This window comes from Mesorhizobium sp. BR1-1-16 (assembly GCF_020165495.1).
Taxonomy (GTDB): Bacteria; Pseudomonadota; Alphaproteobacteria; order Rhizobiales; family Kaistiaceae; genus Kaistia.
The window spans coordinates 1-19,515 of the sequence record NZ_JAIUIE010000012.1; the positions used below are offsets into that span (position 1 = coordinate 1).

The 19,515-nt window shown below is 64.4% G+C and carries 18 protein-coding genes; 8 read left to right on the forward strand and 10 right to left on the reverse strand.

Annotated features, from left to right (window positions below; translation table 11 throughout):
- The coding region (locus tag LB518_RS24725; RefSeq protein WP_353619972.1) for a pectate lyase-like adhesive domain-containing protein at positions 1 to 588 on the reverse strand (588 nt) is incomplete at its 3' end.
- A 367-nt stretch (positions 589 to 955) separates the two neighbouring features.
- Between LB518_RS24725 and LB518_RS20190 the strand changes: the two genes are divergently transcribed.
- Entirely contained in the window at positions 956 to 2,578 is a 1,623-nt protein-coding gene (locus LB518_RS20190; protein ID WP_224579619.1) for a winged helix-turn-helix domain-containing protein, read from the forward strand.
- Positions 2,579 to 2,642: 64 nt separating this feature from the next.
- Here LB518_RS20190 and LB518_RS20195 read toward each other — a convergent pair whose 3' ends face one another.
- The 6 genes from LB518_RS20195 to LB518_RS20220 all read right to left on the reverse strand — a co-directional run bounded on the left by LB518_RS20195 (position 2,643) and on the right by LB518_RS20220 (position 10,037).
- Complete coding sequence (locus LB518_RS20195) at positions 2,643 to 3,956, reverse strand: MFS transporter (RefSeq protein ID WP_224579620.1); 1,314 nt, start codon at positions 3,954 to 3,956, stop codon at positions 2,643 to 2,645.
- Between the two features lie 182 nt (positions 3,957 to 4,138).
- Positions 4,139 to 5,131, reverse strand: a complete 993-nt coding sequence (locus tag LB518_RS20200; protein WP_224579621.1) for an ABC transporter permease — start codon at positions 5,129 to 5,131, stop codon at positions 4,139 to 4,141.
- A complete protein-coding gene (locus LB518_RS20205) occupies positions 5,128 to 6,138 on the reverse strand; it encodes an ABC transporter permease (protein ID WP_224579622.1) in 1,011 nt (336 codons plus the stop codon). The genes LB518_RS20200 and LB518_RS20205 overlap by 4 nt, the downstream gene beginning before the upstream one ends.
- Positions 6,135 to 7,661 (reverse strand): sugar ABC transporter ATP-binding protein, encoded by a 1,527-nt coding sequence (locus tag LB518_RS20210; RefSeq protein ID WP_224579623.1) that lies wholly within the window; start codon positions 7,659 to 7,661, stop codon positions 6,135 to 6,137. Before LB518_RS20210 ends, LB518_RS20205 begins: the two co-directional genes overlap by 4 nt.
- 74 nt (positions 7,662 to 7,735) lie before the next feature.
- Complete coding sequence (locus LB518_RS20215) at positions 7,736 to 8,863, reverse strand: sugar ABC transporter substrate-binding protein (protein ID WP_224579624.1); 1,128 nt, start codon at positions 8,861 to 8,863, stop codon at positions 7,736 to 7,738.
- A gap of 334 nt (positions 8,864 to 9,197) precedes the next feature.
- Positions 9,198 to 10,037: a sugar phosphate isomerase/epimerase family protein gene (locus LB518_RS20220; RefSeq protein ID WP_224579625.1), complete on the reverse strand. Its 840-nt coding sequence runs from the start codon at positions 10,035 to 10,037 to the stop codon at positions 9,198 to 9,200.
- A 445-nt stretch (positions 10,038 to 10,482) separates the two neighbouring features.
- Here LB518_RS20220 and LB518_RS20225 point away from each other — a divergent pair, with 445 nt between their 5' ends.
- From LB518_RS20225 to LB518_RS20255, 7 genes are all read left to right on the forward strand, one after another.
- Entirely contained in the window at positions 10,483 to 11,385 is a 903-nt protein-coding gene (locus LB518_RS20225) for an ABC transporter substrate-binding protein (protein ID WP_224579626.1), read from the forward strand.
- 32 nt (positions 11,386 to 11,417) lie between these two features.
- Entirely contained in the window at positions 11,418 to 12,278 is an 861-nt protein-coding gene (locus LB518_RS20230) for an amino acid ABC transporter permease (protein WP_224579627.1), read from the forward strand.
- Positions 12,275 to 13,060 carry an amino acid ABC transporter ATP-binding protein gene (locus LB518_RS20235; RefSeq protein ID WP_502845857.1) on the forward strand — a complete coding sequence of 262 codons (786 nt, stop codon included), beginning with the start codon at positions 12,275 to 12,277 and terminating at the stop codon, positions 13,058 to 13,060. The genes LB518_RS20230 and LB518_RS20235 overlap by 4 nt, the downstream gene beginning before the upstream one ends.
- Before the next feature lie 22 nt (positions 13,061 to 13,082).
- Positions 13,083 to 14,189: an L-tyrosine/L-tryptophan isonitrile synthase family protein gene (locus LB518_RS20240; RefSeq protein WP_224579628.1), complete on the forward strand. Its 1,107-nt coding sequence runs from the start codon at positions 13,083 to 13,085 to the stop codon at positions 14,187 to 14,189.
- Positions 14,186 to 15,061, forward strand: coding sequence for an ROK family protein (locus LB518_RS20245; protein WP_224579629.1), 876 nt, complete (start codon positions 14,186 to 14,188; stop codon positions 15,059 to 15,061). The genes LB518_RS20240 and LB518_RS20245 overlap by 4 nt, the downstream gene beginning before the upstream one ends.
- On the forward strand, positions 15,058 to 15,897 hold the full coding sequence (locus LB518_RS20250; protein ID WP_224579630.1) for a FadR/GntR family transcriptional regulator: 840 nt from the start codon (positions 15,058 to 15,060) through the stop codon (positions 15,895 to 15,897). Before LB518_RS20245 ends, LB518_RS20250 begins: the two co-directional genes overlap by 4 nt.
- A gap of 143 nt (positions 15,898 to 16,040) precedes the next feature.
- Entirely contained in the window at positions 16,041 to 16,811 is a 771-nt protein-coding gene (locus LB518_RS20255; RefSeq protein WP_224579631.1) for a 6-phosphogluconolactonase, read from the forward strand.
- A 123-nt stretch (positions 16,812 to 16,934) separates the two neighbouring features.
- Here LB518_RS20255 and LB518_RS20260 read toward each other — a convergent pair whose 3' ends face one another.
- The 3 genes from LB518_RS20260 to LB518_RS20270 form a co-directional block, all read right to left on the reverse strand.
- Complete coding sequence (locus LB518_RS20260) at positions 16,935 to 17,687, reverse strand: RraA family protein (RefSeq protein ID WP_224579632.1); 753 nt, start codon at positions 17,685 to 17,687, stop codon at positions 16,935 to 16,937.
- Positions 17,688 to 17,801: 114 nt separating this feature from the next.
- Positions 17,802 to 18,686: a carbohydrate ABC transporter permease gene (locus LB518_RS20265; protein ID WP_224579633.1), complete on the reverse strand. Its 885-nt coding sequence runs from the start codon at positions 18,684 to 18,686 to the stop codon at positions 17,802 to 17,804.
- Positions 18,683 to 19,507, reverse strand: a complete 825-nt coding sequence (locus LB518_RS20270) for a carbohydrate ABC transporter permease (protein ID WP_224579745.1) — start codon at positions 19,505 to 19,507, stop codon at positions 18,683 to 18,685. Before LB518_RS20270 ends, LB518_RS20265 begins: the two co-directional genes overlap by 4 nt.
- Between the last annotated feature and the right edge of the window lie 8 nt (positions 19,508 to 19,515).

Genomic DNA, 19,515 nt, shown 5'->3' on the forward strand with positions numbered 1-19,515 from the left:
GCCGGGACCGCCATAGCCCAGGGCCCGGCCATTGCTGCCGTCCCCGGTCGAGCCCCCTCCGCCGCCGCCGCCATAGGAGCCAAGTGCACTATAGATGCTGCCTCCCTCGCCACCGGTGGAATTGTTGCTGGAGAAGGAGACGTTCGACACCGTCACATTGGCGCCCGGACCGACATAGAGCCCGCCGCCGAGGGCTGCGCCGCCACCGCCGCCACCACCGCCGAGCCCGCCATTGGAATTTCCCGCATAGGAGTCGCCGCCCTTGCCGCCGACGGCCTTGGTGTCGGCGATCGTCAGATTGTTGATGGCGACGGAAATCGGCCCCGGCTGGATGTTCGGGTTTGGTTCGACGGAGAGGCCGCGATACTGGCCGGCGCCCGAGAGCGTGTAGTTGCCACCGTTGATGGTGACGTTCTTCGACAGATAAGTGAGGTTCGACGTCAGCGTGATGTTGGACGTGAACGTAATCGTGTCGCCATTCCTGGCATTAGCCACGGCACGATAGAGCCCGTTCGAATCCGAGACATTCCAGTTGTCGGCGAGCGCCGGCGAGGCGAGGAGCATGCCCATCGCGGCAAGACCGGCCAACAGGCTCCGGCGACGACTTATTAGCCAGCCTGTCTGCTGCAAATTTCTGCTGGACCCATTCCGCGCCCCGGAGCCGGCACAATCCTCGATCGGACGGTTGTACGACTGCGCCATAATAATCCCCACTTACTATCAGGCTGGATGCACGGATGCAGGACTGGACCGCCCGGACACGGGGGCCCTGCGGTCACTCTTGGTTAAGGAGGTCCTATAGCTGGCGATTGTTTGCCTGATATTTGAAAGTCGGCGCCTTCGGAGGCGACGCGGCGCGCTATTCCCTCGACCCGGCGCCGAGCATGGGACATTCTGGCGCTCTGTGATCGGGATGGAGCTGCCGCGTCGACCGGCAGTCTGAGGGCGGGTTCGGATGAGACGTGAGATACCGCCCACGGGCGGTCTGGTGTTCGGCGATGTCGTCCTCGACGACACGTGCCTGTTTGCCCATCGCAAGGGAGAGCAGATCCGCTTCACGCGCAGCGAGCGTGCGCTGCTTCTTGCGCTGACGCGGAACCCGCACCGCCTGATGCAGCGCAATCAGCTTCTCGACGCGATCGCCCTGACGCAGACAGATGCGTCCGATCGCAATGTCGACTTCCTCGTCAACCGCCTGCGGACCAAGCTCGGAGACAGCGCGCGGTCTCCGCGCTTCATCGCCACGCAATATGGCGAAGGCTATGTCTGGATCGCAACGAAAGCGTCGGCCGCGACGCCCGGCGCGAATCCAGCCTCAGTCGGCGATCTGCTGGCGATCCTTCCAGTCATTCCCTCGCAGGACAAGCACCTTGCCGAGCGCGCGGATGCCGTCACCCGGCAGATGCGCGAGCTGATCGCGGGCCGGCTTGGCGCGGGCGAGACCGTGATCGTCCTCGGGCCTGACGAGAGCGCGGACGTGCAGGGTCTGCGCTACGTCGTGAAGGTGAGCTTCCAGGACAACGGAGCCAGGCTGGATTGCACGGCCACCCTGCAGGAGGGGCCATCACGGCGGATCGTGCGGGCTTTCCGGCTGGATTTGGGCGATGCAGCCCCGGCTTCGCTTGTGTCGGAGGTTGAGCGGGCCTCGATCGCCATCGCCGAGGCGATTGAGCGTCAACTGGGCGAGGCTTCGGAGGGGCTCGGAACGCCTATCGACCAGCCACTCGAGATCCGTCAGCGCAAGGCATCGACGCTTCTGTCGGCGTCCAATCCGAAATGGCTGGAGAAGGGCCGGCAGCTCAGCGAGGCGCGTGCGCAGAATCCGGCCAGCGCGGACATCGCCCTGCAATGGTGCCTTCATCTCTTCGCGCGCCTCGTCCTCGCAAGTCCCTTCGCCGGCATCGGCCGCGATGAACGCGACGAGATCGAGAGCGAGATCGAGGCGACCGTGCTGGATTGCCTGCCCCTGATCGAAGCCAATCCGTTGCTGATGCTGGCGGCTGCCAAGCTGCTCTATTTCGTCGATCGCGGTCACCTCGCACTCGCCGAGGACCTTGCCGAGCGGGCGTTCTTCCGGATGGTGGAGTCGCCTGCTGCCCTGCCGTTGCTTGGGCAATTGCGGCAGGCGCGGGGTGACTTCGACGCGGCGCTCGCATTCTACGATCGTGGCATCGAAATGGCCGAACCCAACTCCGAGTTCGACCTCTATCTGCGTGTTCTCAAATGCATTGCGCTAATGGCGGCAGGCGAGCGGGAGCGGTTGAAAGCCTCGATGGCGGCCTTTTCATTCGACAGTCCCCACAACACACCCGAACTCATCGTGGTCAGCGCCGTCCTGTTCACACCGCCCGGCCAAAAGCTGCCGAAGGCAATCTCCGATGTTCTCCTCGCGTCCGGCCCCAGCGGCGCGAGCAACGCGCTCTCATACATCTACATGACTTCGGCGCGTCACCTGATCTCCCTGCCAGCACGTGCCAACATCATGCGGTGGATGATCGCTCATTTCACCGAACTCTACGGCGAGGATGTCGTCGCGCCGTTCATCCGAACGGGAACGGGTCTCATCGGGGCCAGCTGACCAGGCCGCTCCTGAACGCTCGCAATGCGCGCGCCGGGCACGCGCAGCCGAGGTCAGAGACTCTTCATGAGCGGGAAACAGACAGCGTTCCGCGCCGCCGCAGCATGGTGCGCAGCACCAGCGCCAGGAGCCCCGCCGCACAGACGACGGCGGCCAGAAGTTCGAAGCCTGCCGTAAACCGGCCGGTGCTCTCCTTGATGAAGCCGACCGCATAGGGGCCGACGAAGCCGCCGAGATTGCCGATCGAATTGATCAGCGCGATGCCGGCTGCAGCCGCGGTACCGCGCAGAAACAGCGGAGGCACGGCCCAGAACGGGCCGAGAGCCGCATAAATGCTGACGGAGGCGAAGGTCACGGCGACGATGGCAAGGACATGCGAGGAGACATGGACACTGGCGAGAAGACCAACGGCGCCAAGGAAGGCCGCCGCCGCCACATGCACCACCCGCTCGCCGGTTCGGTCGCTATGCCGGCCCCAGAGCAGCATGGCGAGCGCGCTGACGGCATAGGGCAGAATGAGGATGAAGCCGATCTGGCGCGTGTCATAGCCGAGCGCCTGGATGATCTGCGGCAGCCACAAGCCGATGCCATAGAGCCCGACGACGAGCCCGAAATAGATGAGGCCCAGCATCAGGACGCGCGGATCGCGCAGCGCCGGCCATAGGCCATGGCGGGTCGCCGAACCGCTGGCAGCATGGTCCGCCGAGAGCTTCGCCGCAATGACCCGGCGCTCGTCTTCGTCCAGCCAGCGCGCATCGGCGGGGCCGTTGGGGAGCAGGACCAGCACCGCAAGGCCGAGCAGCGTGGCGGGCAGCCCCTCGATGATGAACAGCCACTGCCAGCCGGCGAGCCCGAAAAACCCGTGCGTTTCCATCACCAGGGCCGAGAGCGGCGAGCCGACCGCGCTGGCGATGGGCACGGCCGCCATGAACAGGGCGATGTAGCGCGCCCGCATCGCGAGCGGAAACCAGTAGCCGAGATAGAGGATCATGCCGGGCAGGAAGCCGGCTTCGGCAGCGCCGAGCAGAAAGCGAAGGATGAAGAACGAGGTCGGGCCGGTCGCGAGGGCCGTGGCGGCGGAGATCAGGCCCCAGGTGATCATGATGCGGCAGATCCACAGCCGCGCGCCGACCTTCTCGAGCACCAGATTGGACGGCACCTCGAACAGGAAATAGCCGATGAAGAAGATGCCGGCGCCCCAGCCATAAATCTCGGGCGAAAGGCCGAGATCGGTATTCATGGTGAGGGCGGCGAAGCCGACATTCACCCGGTCGAGGAAACTGACCAGATAGAGCAGCATCATGAACGGAATGAGCCGCCGCGCCACCTTCGCGTAGATGCGCTGCTCATTCGCCGTCGTTGCCACGCTTGCGTCCATGATCGGCTCTCCCCCCGGTATGGCGTAGCGTTCATGGCTGTGCCGCGCCGGGTCGTCAATGCTTGGCGAGAAGATCCGCACGCCGGTTGCACCCCGGCTGCGCAGAACTCCACAGTTGCGGCCCGGCCCGGTTCAATATCGGGTGGCGCATCTCGCGAAGCCGGCGTCTCAGCGCCGGGGCCTCAACTCCGCGCCTTGGCGCTTCGCCCGTAGATCAGCAGCATCCCGATGATGACGCAGCCATAGATCACCTGCCGCCCGGCTTCGGGCATCTGCATCACCGACAGGATGGATTGGAGCAGCGTGATCAGGATGACACCGGCGATGGTGCCGAGATAATTGCCGCGCCCGCCGAGAATGTTGGTGCCGCCCAGCACCACGGCCGCGATGGCCGGCAGCAGATAGGCGTCGCCCATGTTCTGATAGGCCTTGTTGGAATAGCCGGCCAGCAGCACGCCGGCAAAAGCTGCCATGGCGCCGGAAAAGGCGAAGCAGCCGATCAGAACGCGGTTGGTGTTGACGCCGGAGAGATAGGCCGCGGATTCCCGGTTGCCGACGGCATAGACGGCCCGGCCGAAGGCCGTCCTCTTCAGCACATAGATGACGAAACAGCCGACCAGCGCCCAGACGAACAGCGCGTTGGGAATGCCGAACAGGCTGCGCTGCACGGCGATGAAATGCATCGCCTCCGTCGCCTGGTCGAGCGGCGCGAAACCGCCCGTATGCAGCACCATCAGGCCCTGGACGACCGCGTTCATGCCGAGCGTGAAGATCATCGACGGCAGCCGCAGATAGGCTACGCCGAGACCGTTCAGCACCCCGATCACCGCGCCGCAGAAGACGCCGAACGGAATGCACAGCCAGACGCCGGCAGCGCCCCCCCAGCCGACCATCGCGGTTGCCATCATCGCGCCGAGCGTCACCACCCAGGGAATGGAAAGGTCGATATGGCCGAGCAGGATCACCATCATCGCGCCCGAAGCGATGATGCCGAGGAACGCACCAACCTGCAATTGCTGCAACAGATACTCCGGCGACAGAAACTCGCGGGAATACATGGCCCCACCTGCCAGGATGAGCAGGATGCAGCCAAACGCGATCGCGACCGAGCGATCGATGCCGAGCCGCTCGGCGAGCGTCGGGGCGCGCGCGGATCCGATATCGACGCCGGTCACGAGAAGAGCTCCAGACGATTACGGACACGCAAAATGCGGTAGGCGCCGAGGCTGACCGCGATCAGCAGCACGACGCCCTGGAACAGCGGTTGCCAGAGCGGCGGCAGATCGAAGACGAACAGGAGGTCCTCGATCGTCCGCAGGACGAAGGCGCCGAAGATCGAGCCGATGGCCGAGCCCCAGCCGCCAAACAGCGAGGTGCCGCCGATGACGACGGCCGCAATCGAGTTCAGCGTATAGCTGCCGGCGATCGGCGCCGATGCCTCGCCCGAATAGGTGTTGAATGTGAGCATCAACCCGGCGATCGACGCGAGCAGACCGGCCAGCGTATAGGCCAGCAGCTTGGCCCTCTGAACCGGGACGCCGGACATGTAGGCCGCCTGCTCGTTCGATCCGACGGCATAGGCGGCGCGGCCGAGGACGGAGCGGCGATAGGGGATCCACACCACCAGAACCACGACGAGAAGCACGACCAGGGCGGCCGGAATGACGTCGAAGACCTGTCCTGTCAGCAGATCGGCGATGTCGGACTGGACGTCGCCGCCCGGCCCCGGTCGAACGAACAGCGAGATGCCGTAATAGACCGCGCCGGTCGCGAGCGTCGTGATGATCGGCTGCAGGCGGCCCCAGACGACGATGGCGCCGTTGATGAAACCGGCCAGCGCGCCGATCGCCAGCACGGCGAGAATGCCCAGCATGCCCTCCCCCACTGTGCCGACGACGATGACCGAGGCGATGCAGTTGGCCATCACGAAAACCATGCCGACCGAAAGATCGAGGCCGCGGGTCAGGACCGGAAGGGTCTGCGCCATGGCGACCAGCGCCAACAGCACCGCCTTGTTGGCGGCCGTGGTGGCGACGGCCGGCGTCAGTCCGGCGCTATGGTTGGAGATGTAGAGCGTGAACATCGCCAGGAAGAGCACTGCGGCAGTGAGGACGCCGGAATTGTGAGCGAGCCAGAAGCGCCAGTTGCCGAGGGCACCGCGCCTAACGCCACTTGATGTCATGCGGCCTGCTCCGTCGCGTCGATATTGAGGGCGCTTTGCAGCAGATTGCGCTCGTTGAGCTCGTCTCCGGCCAGCTCGCGGCGGATGCGGCCGTCATAGATGACGAGCACGCGGTCGCAGCAGCCGATCAATTCTGCATAATCGGTCGAATAGAACAGGATCGCCGCCCCCTGATTGGCCAGCTCGCGCATCAGGCGATAGATTTCCTGCTTGGTCCCGACATCGATGCCGCGCGTCGGATCATTCAGCAGGATGATGCCGGGCTCCGTCATCAGCCATTTCGCCAGCACGACCTTCTGCTGGTTGCCACCCGACAAGGCCGAGACAGGCGCCAGCAAGTCCGGCGTCTTCACCCGCAGCCGATCGACCATCAACTGCACGGCGGCATTTTCCTTGTCGGCATCGACACCGAAGCGCCCGGCGAGACGTGGCAGCGCGGCGAGGGTCATGTTGTCCCTGACGCTCATCGGCAGCATCAGGCCTTCGGTCTTGCGATCCTCGGGGATCAGCGCCATCGGCAGCGGCGCCTGCATGGCCTTGCGCGGGCCATCGAGCATCAACGGTTTGCCATCGACGGCGACGGTTCCCGAAACGCCCTTGAGCACGCCGAACAGCGCCAGCAGCAACTCGCGCTGACCCTGGCCATCGAGGCCGCCAAGGCCGACGATCTCGCCCTTCCTCAGGGTGAACGAGATGTCCTGGATCTCACGGCCCCAGGCGAGATGGGCGGCGGCCAGCGCGACCGACCTGTCGGCCGCCGGCTGTGGCTTTTCCGGATATTGGTGCGTGACCTCGCGGCCGATCATCATCTCGATGATGGCATCGACGGAGCGCGCCCCCTTCGGGAAGGTCTCGATCTTGCGGCCATTGCGGAAGACGGTCGCCGTATCGGCCAGCGCCTCGATCTCGCGCATGCGATGCGACACATAGAGAATGCCGACGCCGGACGCCTTCAGCTCCCGGATGATGCCGTAGACGCGTTCGACATCATCGGCCGTGAGGGCCGAAGTCGCCTCATCGAGGATGAGAATGCGCGGATTGCGGCCGAGCGCCTTGGCTATCTCGACCATCTGACGACGCGACAGCGGCAGGTCGCGCACCAGTTCGAGCGGATGAACATCCTCGCAGCCGACACGCTTCAACAGCGACCGGGCGCGCTCGCGCTGCCCCTTGGCATCGATCATGCCGAACCATTTCGGCGGGTCGACGATCGACAGATTGTCGGCGACCGTCATTTCCGGCAGCAGCGACAGTTCCTGGAACACGCAGACGACGCCGGCACGCATCGCCTCGGTCGGCGACTTGAAGCGGACGGGCTTGCCCTCGATCAGGACCTCGCCCTCGGTCGGATCAGTGACGCCGGAAGCGATCTTGATCAGCGTGGACTTGCCGGCGCCATTCTCGCCAAGAACGGCCTGGATCTCGCCGGGATAGACCGAGAAATCGACGTCCGTCAGCGCAGCAACGCCGCCATAGCGCTTCGAGATCTGCTTCAGCTCGAGATAGGGCTTCCGGTCATGCAAGGGAGCAATCCGCTGCGCTGGAGGACAAGAGAACCGGCGGGCCGAAGCGGCCCGCCGGTCGAGGCCAGCAGGATCTACTGGTTCTCTTTGCTCTGCCCCATGATCTCCTGCGCGGTGAAGTTGATGCCGCAGTCAGGGAAGGCGTTGCCGACGAAGAAGTTGTCGGATTCCTTCGAGTAGAAGTTCACGCCATCCTTGAAGTCGGGATCGTGATCGATGGCGAGCGGCAGCGCGATCGACTGCGGCACGACATCGCCTTCAAGCGCCGCAATGGCCGTCTTGATCGCGACGGCGACCTGGGCCGGGCCGCTGCCGGCCGACGTGCATTTCAGGCCATCGGCCGAATGCTCCGCGCACAGCTTGCGAAAGCCGTTCTCCGTCTCGCCGCCAACGGGGACGAACGGATGGCCTGCATCCATCAGCGCGCGCACGGTGCCGGTCGAGCCGCCCTGCACGGTGACGCCATCGAACTTCTTGTGCACCGCAACCGCGTCGGCCGTCACCTTCTGGGCCGTGCCATCGTCCCAGCGGCCGATGACCTCGACCGTCTCGAACTTCTTGCCCGACTTGCCGAGAACCTCCTGGATACCCTCATGCCGGTCGCGATCGACCGAGGTTCCGGTCACGCCGCGCACCTCGAGCACCTTGCCGCCATCGGGCAGATGATCGACCAGCCACTGGCCCCAGAGCTCGCCGAGCCCCTTCTGGTTGACGTTGACGTTGATCGCCTCGTCGGTGTCGAGCGTGTTGTCGAATGCGACGAGCACGACGCCGGCAGCCTTGGCGCGCTTGATCACCGGCTTGAAGGAGGTCGGGTTCTGGGCGTTGACGATGATCGCGTCGTAGCCGGAGTTGATGAAGTTGTCGACGGCGGCAATCTGCGCGGCGACGTCGTCACCGGTTGATACGACCTTGAATTCCTTGAGCTTTGCCTTGACGTCCGGCTGCTCGGCATAAGCCTTGGCGGTCTGGATCATCTGGATGCGCCAGGTATTGCCGATGAACCCGTTGGCGAGCGCGATCCGGTATGGCCCTTCCTTCTTCGGGAACTTGAAGAATTTGGTCTCCGCCGCCCACGGCTTGAAGCACATGGGGTCGGCACTCGGGCCCGCGACGATTTCAGGACCGGCCGCATGCGCGACCGTCGCCAATGCGCCCACGGCGATCGTCGTCGCCAAGAGCTGTCGGATGTGCTTCACCATGCTGTTTCCTCCCATTCATGGTTTCTTGTTTGCCGGATGACCAACGGTCGCGCCATTGGCGCGATTCCTCCCGATGATCATCCGTCTTGATTGGCCTGCTTCGATCGAAGCTCCCGCCCACGCTCCCTCGGAATCACCATCACTCAACCGGCAGTGCTTCTTCGATGAAAGATGCTTCGGCGCGGCATCGCAGTCCAGAACTTCTTCGGCCTGACGGTTCGACCGAAAGAATAACGCCAGCCATGGGCGGATTTCGTTGTGTGGGTGGCCTGATCTTCACTGGACTCCGCCAGCGAACATCAGGCCCGTCGTCACGACCGGGCAGGCGATGCCCTCAGTCGAGCGCCTTGTGGAGGTTCGTCAAGGCGACGCGGTGGCCTTCGCGGCGGGCGTCGAGATCCTTCTTCGGCCAGCCGAAGTCGTTGTCCTCGTGCTCGATGGAAAGCACGTCGTCGAAGCCGTCGGCGCGGGCCTCAGCCAGGAACGCCTTCCAGTCCAGCAGGCCCCGGCCGGGCAGGACATAGCGGAACCAGGGATTGCCAGCCTCCTCAATGATCTCGCGGTTGAGGACCGTGTCCTTGGCATGCAGGATGGCGATGCGGCCGGCGAATTCCTTGCGCGCGGCCATCGGGTCGATATCCTGCCAGATCAGATGCGACGGATCGAATTCGAGGCCGAGCCGCGGGTCCGGCACGAGCGCGAACAATTTGCGCCAGCCGACCGGATTGACGGCGATGAACTTCTTGTCCGGGCCCGGCCAATTCTCGAGCACCAGCCGGATCGGCGAATCCTTCGTCTCCGCGAGCAGTTCCCTCGTCCAGGCCGCGAACCCGGCATAGTTATCGTCTTCCGAGACATTCGGGTCGCGGCCGGCGAAGAAGACGAAGATCGGCACATTGGCATCCGCCGCGGCGCGGAGATAGGCCCTGGTCGTTGACCGGAGTTCGGCACGCGCCCCGGCGTCCGGTTCCATCTGGTTGCCGAACAGCGTTACCGAGGAGACGGTGAGCCCCTTGGCGCGGGCCTTCTCGACGATCGGGCCGAGATCGGCCGGTGACGGGATATGGCTGCGAACATCGATCTCGATCGCTTCGAAACCCTCATCCACCGCAAAATCAATCACTTCGTCGATCGGGCGATCGCCGAGGGTCGATGTATAGAATCCGATTTTCATAGGTTTGGTTTCCACCCTTGTTGCTGTCCGGTTCGGGCGGCTGTCGTCAGTCCGCGAGCCGCCTGTCGAGCGCGTTCCGGTACTGCGAACGACGGTCTCCGCCGGCTCGACCCAACACTCCTCCCGGAACATCGCGCCAGAGAAAGCCGTCATAGCCCATCTCGCGCCAGAATCGCATATCGCGATTGAGCGGCAAGATGCCCCGTTTGACAGGAAGCCGGTGGCCGTCACGCGTTCCTCGACGGCCTGTCCTCGCCGCCGTGAAATCGGGCAGACTCATCTATTTCGTCTCGGAGGACATCGGCTAAGGCGCGCCCCGCCTCGCCACGCTCCGCAGCGGCGTGGCGGCGAATGCAAATATCCTAAGAGAAACTCTATTGCACATTAAAGAGAAAACAAGTTACCCTTTTGCGGCCTTCCCAATGAGCTCAAAAGGAGCCTTTCAATGAATGTTCTCGCCATGCGAGGCGGCCTCGTCCGCATTCTCGGTGCTGCGACCGTTGCCCTGCTGTCGACCGGAGCTGCGCTCGCGCAGACCGTCACGATCACACCCAACATGCCGGCGACGCCGGATATGGTGAAGCACCTGCCGGAAGCGGTGAAGAGCCGCGGCACGCTCAACGTCGCGACCACCGACGGCAATGCACCCTGGGTCTTCGTCGATGCGGCGAGTGGCGAGGTGAAGGGCGTCGACGCGGATCTCATCAACGAAGCCGCCAAGCGCCTCGGCCTCAACGTCAAATGGGACGTCATCCAGTTCACGGCCGGCATTCCGGGCGTCGAATCCGGACGTTATGACTTCTATCTGAGCGCCATGGCCGACACGAAGAAGCGCGAAGACGTCGTGAACTTCATTGCCTATTCGCAGGAAGGCTCCGGCGTCATCGTGCCGAAGGGCAATCCTCACGGCATCAAGGTGATGGAAGATCTCTGCGGCAAGCGCGTCGCCATCGTCACCGGCTCGCTGTTCCCCGACATCGTCGAGAAGTTGAACAAGACCTGCAAGAGCCCCGTCATCCTGTCGGAAACCGCCGACCAGACCGGCCCCTACCTCGCCGTGGCCAGCGGCCAGGCGGATGCGACGATGAATACCTATGGCGTCAGCAACTATACGCTGAAGACCGCAACGGAAGGCATCCAGACCCAGCTGGAACTCTCGCCCGTTCCGCTGTTCGCCCCGGCCAACCAGGGCATCGCCTTCTCGAAATCGCAGACCGATCTCATGGCGGCCGTTGGCGGCGCCATGCAGGCGATGAAGGAAGACGGCAGCTACCAGAAGATCATGGACAAGTGGAGCGTCGGCGACGGTGCCGTCGAGGCCTTCACCTTCAACGCGCCGCTGTTCTGATCGAACGCCGCCGCGGGGTCGTGATGAGTCCCATGAAAACTGCCAATACCGGTCTGCGGATCCACCGCAGGCTGGCCCCGCGCCTCGCGAACGCCGCTCTGGCGGCGCTCGCGCTCATCGTCGTGCTCGGCATGGCAGAGATCGTCATCGGCAGCGGCCGGATCCGCTGGAACATCATCGTCGAATATCTCTTCGCTCCCGCCGTCCTCAACGGTGTGGCGATGACGCTGATGCTGACCCTCGTATCCCTGCTCGGTTCCATGATGCTGGGTACGATCCTCGCGGCGATGCGCATCTCGCGCAACCGGGTGCTCGAAACCATAGCCTCCGCCTATGTCTGGTTCTTTCGGGGCACGCCGGTCCTTGTCCAGGTCGTGTTCTGGTTCAATCTCGGCCTGTTCCTGCCGCAAGTGACGATCGGCAGCCTTTCGCTGCCCATCAACAGCCTCGTGACCCCGACGACGGCGGCCCTGCTCGGATTGCTGCTGAATGTCAGCGCCTTCATGTGCGAAGTCATACGCGGCGGCCTGATCGCGGTCGACAATGGCCAGACCGAAGCAGCGCTCTCGATCGGCATGACGCCGACCCGCGCACTGCTGCGCATCGTGCTGCCACAGGCGGTTCGGGTCATCGTTCCGGCAGCCGGCAACCTCGCCATCGATCTCCTGAAGGCAACCTCGCTGGTCTATGTCATCGGGACACGCGAAATCCTCGGCACGACGCAAAGCATCGCCTCGCAGACCTTCTATGTCATCGAGATGCTGATCGTCGCCTCGCTCTGGTACCTGTTTCTCGTCTCCATCGCCTCGTTTGGCCAGTCCCGCCTGGAGACCTATCTCGCACGCGGCCTCAGCACCGCCGGTCGCGAGTTGCCGCGGGCCAATCTCGGATGACGTTCGTGCAGGAAAACCATCAGGACGACATCGTTCGCATGAAGGGCCTGACCAAGGCCTTCGGCGCGCATCTGGTGCTGAAGGGTGTCGATCTCACGGTTCGCCGCGGCGAGGCATCGTTCATCATCGGCCCTTCGGGATCGGGCAAAAGCACGCTGCTTCGCTGCGTCAACAGCCTCGAAACCTACAATGACGGCGAGTTGTGGGTGGAGGATTATCTGGTTGGAGCCGAGAAGCGGGGCGATGCGTGGTACGAGGCGCGCCCACGCGTCACCGCCGCGCGGCGGGCACGCATCGGCATGGTGTTCCAGCGCTTCAACCTCTTCCCCAACATGACGGCGCTCGACAACGTCACCTCGGGCCTCCGCATGGTGCTGGGTCAGGGGCGCCGCGAGGCCGAGGACCGCGGCCGCGAACTGCTCGACCGCGTCGGTCTGCTCGACCGCGCCGGCGCCTATCCGGCCCAACTTTCGGGCGGCCAGCAGCAGCGCGTGGCCATTGCCCGCGCTATCGCCGCGCGTCCCTCACTCATCCTGTTCGACGAACCGACCTCCGCGCTTGATCCCGAACTGGTCGGCGAAGTGCTGGCCGTCATGCGCGATCTGGTGCGGGAGGGGATGACGATGATGGTGGTGACACATGAGATCCAGTTTGCCGAGGAGGTTGGCGACACCGTCCACTTCATCGATGGCGGCCGCGTCGCCGAGTCCGGCACGCCAGCCGACGTGATCCGCGCTTCCCGCAATGCTCGCACGAGCGAATTCCTGGCCCGCATCCGATAGTCCGATGCTTTCCGAGCAGAGAATGACCAGCCCTTATATCTATGTGAATGCAGCCCTCCCGCGCCGGTTCGATCCCCCGGTCGTCGCATCCCGGCTCGATCTCGACGCGGCGGCGCTGAATGCGCTGCTGCTGAGCAATGATGCTCCGATCGCCGCAGAGGCGAGCGGCACCGTCGCCGAGCGGATTCTGTCGATCTTCGAACATCCCGAAGTGCTGTTCGGCGATCCCTCCTTCATTCCTGCGAACCGGACGGCCTGGCTCGAGCGGCTCGATTATTTCATCGCGCGCGACGAGCCGATCCAGTTCGTCTCGATGGCGTTCCCCTACAAGGTGCCGAATCCGCTGAAGAACGAGCGGGCGGCGCCGGATCTCGGCGAGGCTCTGATGCTGCGCCGCTTCCAGGCTGTGCTCGACGCCATCGCTGCGGTCTACCCGCCCGGCGGCGTGCTGACGATCCTCGAAGAGGGTATCCTTGGCCGTTGCCAGGGGGTCGATCCGCGCCGGATCGCCGCCTATCGGGCCGGCATCGACAATGTCGTGCGGGTGTCGGGGGTCGACCCCGAACGTGTGACCTTCCACAGCCTCGACGACATGGTGACCGAAATCCCCAATTTCGAGGCGCGCTGGATTCACGAGCAGGAGCGGCTGCGTGAACTCTGGCAGCAGGGCGATCCGGCGATCCGCGCGGCCTATGACACGACGACGGCAGCATCACGGACCTCCGTGCCGACGCTCGACTATGATCCCGACGTGCTGGCAGCCGCTTATGACCGCGACCAGACAGATTCGGCGCTGCGCTATCCGCGTGACTTCATCGACAAGGTCGCGCATCGGCAGTTCTTCGCTTATCGCGCTCTGCTGGCGCTCCGGGATTCGACCGGCTATCTGCATGACCTCCGGCCCTATGCGCTAAAACTGACGGTCTCGCCGAAGCCCGAGAACCTCGCGGTGCTGCCGGTCAATACCTGGTCGCGCATCCTGCCCTATCATGGCATTCCCGTGCGCGATGGCGACGGCCGCTGGTCGATCATCTATCGCGCCGCGATGGGCTCGCTCGGTCCGCTCGAGGCGCTGCATCTCTCAGGCGACCCTGACCCTGCCCCCATCGGCTACCGGATCAGCGAATGAGCCAAAGCCTCGGAGTTGATATCGGCGGCACCAAGATCCAGTTCTGCGCGATCGACGCGGAGCTGCGCGCGACGCCGCTTGGCATGACACCGACGGCGCTGATGCGGCGCGGCACCACCGCCTTCGCCAGCGACCTCGCCGCGCTCATCCGCGCCATGTGTCCGCCGGATGTGAAGCGTATCGGCCTGTCGCTGAACGGCATCCTCGACCAGGGCCATGTTGTCTACAGCTCGCTGATGGGCGGCCGGGTCGGCTTCCCGCTCGAGGCGTTCCTGCGCGAGCAGCTGCGCCTCCCCGTTTTTGTCGACGACGACATTCACGCCATGGCCATCGCGGAAGCGTCCCTGGGTGCCGGCCGCGACGGGGCGCCCTTCGCCATGCTCAATCTTGGAACCGGGATCGGCGTCGGCGTCTTCGAGAATGGTCGCGTCTTGCGCGGCGCCTACGCCGCCGGCCTCATTTCCGAACAGACGCTCTATGTCGAGGAACTCGGCAGCTATCGCTCGCTCGACCGCACAGTGTGCGGGCGCGGACTGCGCGAGGTCTATGCCGAGATCGCGGGTGAGACCGCCGATGCCGTGACAATCTTCGAGCGCGCCCGCAATGGCGAGCCGGCCGCCGCAGAGACCGTCGCCATCTTCTGCCGCTATCTCGGCGAGGCGATGCAGATGATTTCGCGTTTCTACCATCCCGTTCGTATCGTCCTGAATGGCTCGATCAAGCGTGCAGCGGATGTGTTTCTCAATCCGGCATTGCAGCGCTATCACAGCGGTCTGGAGCAATCGTTTCGGGCCGAGATCATCGTCTCGGAACTCGAACACGCCGCAGAACTCGGCACGCTGGCGGGAAGGGAGCTGGGAGGCCCACAATGAGCACCGACGCACCCAAACGAAAACGGGCCAAGGATCCCGCTGACGGCCATTCCTCGGCCCGCATCTTCGCGCCCATCAAGGCTCATCGGACGTTCGAGACGGTGATCGAGCGGATCATCGATGCCATCGACGCCAGGGGTTTGAGCGAGGGCGACCGCCTGCCGAACGAAACCGAGATGGCGAAACTGCTCGAAGTGTCGCGCCCGACACTGCGCCAGGCCCTGCGCATCCTCGAAAACTCCGGCGTGCTCCGCATTAGGGCCGGACAGGCCGGCGGCGTCTTCGTCGCGACCGGAATGATCCCGCTCGACCTCGTCGGCAAGAACATCGCGCATGAGGCGCATCACGCGGCCGAACTCATCGCAACGCGCCGCATGCTGGAGCCGATCGTCTATCACCTCGCTGCCGAAAATGCCTCCGAGGAGGAACTCGACCAGATCGCCGACACGATCCGCCTTATGGAGCGCCATCTCGGCGACCCCGGAATGGTGCAGCGGGCGGACGGCATGTTCCATCGCCGCGTCGCGCATGCCGCCGGCAACCAGTTCCTGCTGCGGACGATGACCTCGATCTATCGCGACCTCAATCCGCTGCGCGGCGCGCTCAACAACGATGCGGAGCATGGGCGCCACATGATCGACGTGCATAGCCGCCAACTCGCCGCGATCCGTGCGCGCGACCATGACGCGATCGAGCGGCTGCTGCAGGAGACCTTTGTCGACCTCGAGGAAGAATTCCACGTCGCAACACGCTTCTCGGTGCGCTGGACAGCGATCGAGGGCGCGCCGCCCTCCCCGTCTCCGACCGCCGGAAAGGGTGGCGGCAAGAGACGCTGAGATCCTGATGCCCTGATCACCGGCTCGGCGACCGATCCGAGCCACCGAAGGCCATGACGCAGCGGACCCGCTTCCGCAGCGAATGATGCTGCTCGTGGCAAATCTGGCGCCGCTCAAGGCGCCGCAAGCAAGGAAATTCGACCATGGAAAAGCTGAAATATGGCGAACTGGAAGTCCTCGTGGCGCCGACCGACCAGGCGCTCGGTGAAGCTGCCGCCGAGGCGCTGGCCGCTGTGTGCAAAGCCGAACTCGCCAAGAAGGACGAGATCGCCATCATCATGGCGCTCGGCGCGGCACAGGCACCGTTCTATACCGCGCTGCGGGCCCGCACCGATATCGAATGGTCGAAGATCACGATCCTGCATGTCGACACCTATATGGGCGTCGCGGAGAGCCGCGTCGAAAGCGGCGCATCTCGCATGCGCAAGCATCTGCTCGATCACGTGAAGCCCAAGGCTTTCTTCCCGATGCAGGGCGACCATGAGCCGGTCGAGGAGGAACTCGCGCGCTACACGAAGCTCTACAACGAGCTCCAGCCCGTGCTCTGCGTGGTCGGGATCGGTGATAGCGGCCATCTCGCCTTCAATGACCCGCCGGCCGACTTCGATACCAAGGACATCATCCGCGTCGTCTTCCTCGACGAGGTGACGCGCAACCAGGTCAAGAAGGCCGGCATCTTCCAGAAGGTTGAAGATGTTCCGCATTACGGCCTCTCGCTGACGATGCATGCGCTGCTGAAGCCCAGCCGCGTCCTTGCCCTCGTGCACGACGCGGACAAGGCGGGAACGATCAAGCGCGTGTTGGAAGGCCCGGTCACGTTCATGTGCCCGGCGTCGCTGCTGCAGACGGCGCCGCATGCGACGCTCTACCTCAACGAGCCGGCGGCCGCGCTGCTGGATCGCCCGGCCACCTGACCGGCGACGTCCAGACTCTTCGCTCCGGCTGCGGAATTCAGGCTGGGGCGGGATCCCGAGGTCGGCGGCATCCTGCCGCCCTCGGGGCCGTTCGAGCGAATCCGGCCGGCGCTTCGACCGTGATCAGCTTTTCTGCTGCGCACTCCGCCAGGCCTGATACTCGGCTTCGGCTTCAGGGCTCAGCGGATAGTATTTCCTGAGATCGCCGCCTTCCGAGAGTCGGATGCGGGCGAACTCCTCCCACTCCACATGCCGGTCGGCGATTGCCACCAGTTGCTCGGCGAGCGCGGCCGGCACCACGACGACGCCGTCGTCATCGGCGACGATGATGTCACCCGGGATCACCAGCACATTGGCGCAAGCGATCGGCACGTTGACGGCAAAGGGAATGATGTTGGTTTGGGCATGGTAGTTGGGCGTCACGTCCTTGACCCAGATACCGATGTCGAGTTTGGCGGCCTCCGCTGAATCGCGGATGCAGCCATCGATGACGACGCCGGCACCGCCCCGTCCCGCGAAGAAGGTCAGCATCATCTCACCGAAGATGCCACTGCCGAGATCGCCGCGCGCGTCGACGACGATGACGTCGCCCGGCTGGGTGGGATACATCACATGCCGGTGCAGCTGCTTTTCCGGATCCTCGTATTCGGCCGCGCCATAGAGATCCTCTCGCTTCGGCATGCATTGCAGCGTCAGTGCGGGCCCCGCCACCGTCCGGCCCTTGACCAGCGGGCGCGGCCCCCGGATCTGCGGGTCGCGGATGCCGAGATGCTGCGCGAGTTCGCTGGCGAGCGTCGCCGATCCGATCCGCGCCAATGCATCGACGACCGCGCGCGGCGGCCGGACGATGTCCTTGTAGTCGAAAGGATTGTCCAATCTTGCCTCCATTTCTCCGCCCGCCTCCGGCCGCGCCGTGAACAAGCGGGGCCAGTGACTGCGTTAACCTGATGGGCGGCCCGGCGAGCGCCGGACCAAGTGTGAATGCCAGGATCAGCCGCGGACCGCGCCCGAGACGAGGCCCTTCACGAGCAACCCTTGCGCAAACCAGACGAAGATCAGCGTCGGGATCACCATGAGCACGCCGGCGGCCGACATGGCGCCCCAGTCGATGCCGAACTGCGACACGAAATTGGTGAGGCCCACCGGTAGCGTTTGGGCTGCCTCCGACGAGGACAGCGTCAAGGCCAGCAGCAGGTCGTTCCAGGTGAAGAGGAATGTGATGACGGCCGTGGCGCCGATGCCGGGGGCGATCAGGGGCGAGACGATCTGGACGATGATACGCAGCGTGCTCGCACCGTCCATCTGCGCCGATTCCTCGATCTCCTTCGGCAGATCCTGGATGAACCCCATCAGCAGCCAGATCGCGACCGGCAGCTTTGAGGCGGTGTGCGCCAGCACCAGCGCCGTCAGCGTATCGAGCAGGCCGATCGCCGCGAACACGGCGAAGAGCGGGATGGCGAGAGCCACCACAGGGATCATGCGCATGATGAGCAGGATGCTCACGATCACCTTTGCGCCCGGCAGGCGGAAGCGGGCCATCGAATAGGCGCAGGGGACGGCCAGCAGGATCACCAGCACGACCGTCGCAAACGAGACAATGATCGTGTTCCAGAGATAGCCATCAAGACCATACTGGCTGAACACCGCGACATACTGGCCGAACGTGATCGATGCCGGCAGGATGCGCACCGGCACCGCGAAGATGTCGGCCGAGTTTCGCAGCGAGGTCAAGACCAGCCAGGCGAGCGGGAAGATGGTCAGGAGCACCGTCCCGATCAGCACCAGATAACGGATGACGAGACCGGCGGTCACGCCCTCGCGAAGCTTCGGGCGCCTCCGGCGCATGCCCATGCGATGTTGCGCGATATCGGTCATGAATTTCTCCGCAGCTTCCTTGCCGCCCATGGCGCGCCGTAAAGCAGCGCAAGGAACAGCAGCGACATGGCAAGGGCGACATAAGACACGGCAGAGGCGTGGCCGAACGAGGCGCTCTGGAAGGCCGATTGGTAGGCGTTGACGGTGATGAGGCTGGTAGCGCCGCCTGGACCGCCCTGCGTCATCAGCCAGACAACGTCGAAGGTGCGGAAGGTATCGATGATCCGCAGCATCAGCGCGATCATGAGGATCGGACGCATCAGCGGCAGCGTGATGTGCCAGAAGATGCCCCATGACGAGGCGCCGTCGACCTGCGCCGCCTCGATCGGCTCCTGCGGCAGCGATTGCAGGCCGGCGAGGAAGAGGAGCACCAGCAGCGGCGTGTTCTGCCAGATGTCGGCGATCATGACCGACGCCAGCGCCCAGTTGGGATCGGAGAGCCACGGCGCTTCCGGCAAGCCGAGAAAGCGGAGAATGCCGTTGACGAGGCCGTACTGTCCGTTGAACAGCCAGCGGAAATTTAGGCCGACAACGGCAGGCGCGATCATTGGCGGCACGAGGAGCAATGTCCGCGCCAGCTTCAGCCCGCGCAGGCGGCCATTGACCAGCACCGCGACGCCCATGCCGGCAGCCACCTCCACGACGATGGTGACGGCGGAAAAGATGAGCTGGACACGCAGTGTCTGCTTGAAGCCGAGGGAGTTGAAGGTATCGCGATAGTTGGAAAGACCGACGAAATATTGCGATGGAGAGCTGAGGTCCCAGCGATAGAAACTCATCACGAATGAGTAGATCAGCGGATAGATCAGGATCGCGATCATCACGATCA

Excerpts from the sequence above, each read along its gene's own strand:
- LB518_RS20190 (WP_224579619.1), top strand. The coding sequence starts at position 956 with ATGAGACGTGAGATACCGCCCACGGGCGGTCTGGTGTTCGGCGATGTC.
- LB518_RS20195 (WP_224579620.1), bottom strand. The coding sequence starts at position 3,956 with ATGGACGCAAGCGTGGCAACGACGGCGAATGAGCAGCGCATCTACGCG.
- LB518_RS20205 (WP_224579622.1), bottom strand. The coding sequence starts at position 6,138 with ATGACATCAAGTGGCGTTAGGCGCGGTGCCCTCGGCAACTGGCGCTTC.
- LB518_RS20215 (WP_224579624.1), bottom strand. The coding sequence starts at position 8,863 with ATGGTGAAGCACATCCGACAGCTCTTGGCGACGACGATCGCCGTGGGC.
- LB518_RS20220 (WP_224579625.1), bottom strand. The coding sequence starts at position 10,037 with ATGAAAATCGGATTCTATACATCGACCCTCGGCGATCGCCCGATCGAC.
- LB518_RS20225 (WP_224579626.1), top strand. The coding sequence starts at position 10,483 with ATGAATGTTCTCGCCATGCGAGGCGGCCTCGTCCGCATTCTCGGTGCT.
- LB518_RS20230 (WP_224579627.1), top strand. The coding sequence starts at position 11,418 with ATGAAAACTGCCAATACCGGTCTGCGGATCCACCGCAGGCTGGCCCCG.
- LB518_RS20235 (WP_502845857.1), top strand. The coding sequence starts at position 12,275 with ATGACGTTCGTGCAGGAAAACCATCAGGACGACATCGTTCGCATGAAG.
- LB518_RS20240 (WP_224579628.1), top strand. The coding sequence starts at position 13,083 with ATGACCAGCCCTTATATCTATGTGAATGCAGCCCTCCCGCGCCGGTTC.
- LB518_RS20245 (WP_224579629.1), top strand. The coding sequence starts at position 14,186 with ATGAGCCAAAGCCTCGGAGTTGATATCGGCGGCACCAAGATCCAGTTC.
- LB518_RS20250 (WP_224579630.1), top strand. The coding sequence starts at position 15,058 with ATGAGCACCGACGCACCCAAACGAAAACGGGCCAAGGATCCCGCTGAC.
- LB518_RS20255 (WP_224579631.1), top strand. The coding sequence starts at position 16,041 with ATGGAAAAGCTGAAATATGGCGAACTGGAAGTCCTCGTGGCGCCGACC.
- LB518_RS20265 (WP_224579633.1), bottom strand. The coding sequence starts at position 18,686 with ATGACCGATATCGCGCAACATCGCATGGGCATGCGCCGGAGGCGCCCG.
- LB518_RS20270 (WP_224579745.1), bottom strand. The coding sequence starts at position 19,507 with ATGATCGCGATCCTGATCTATCCGCTGATCTACTCATTCGTGATGAGT.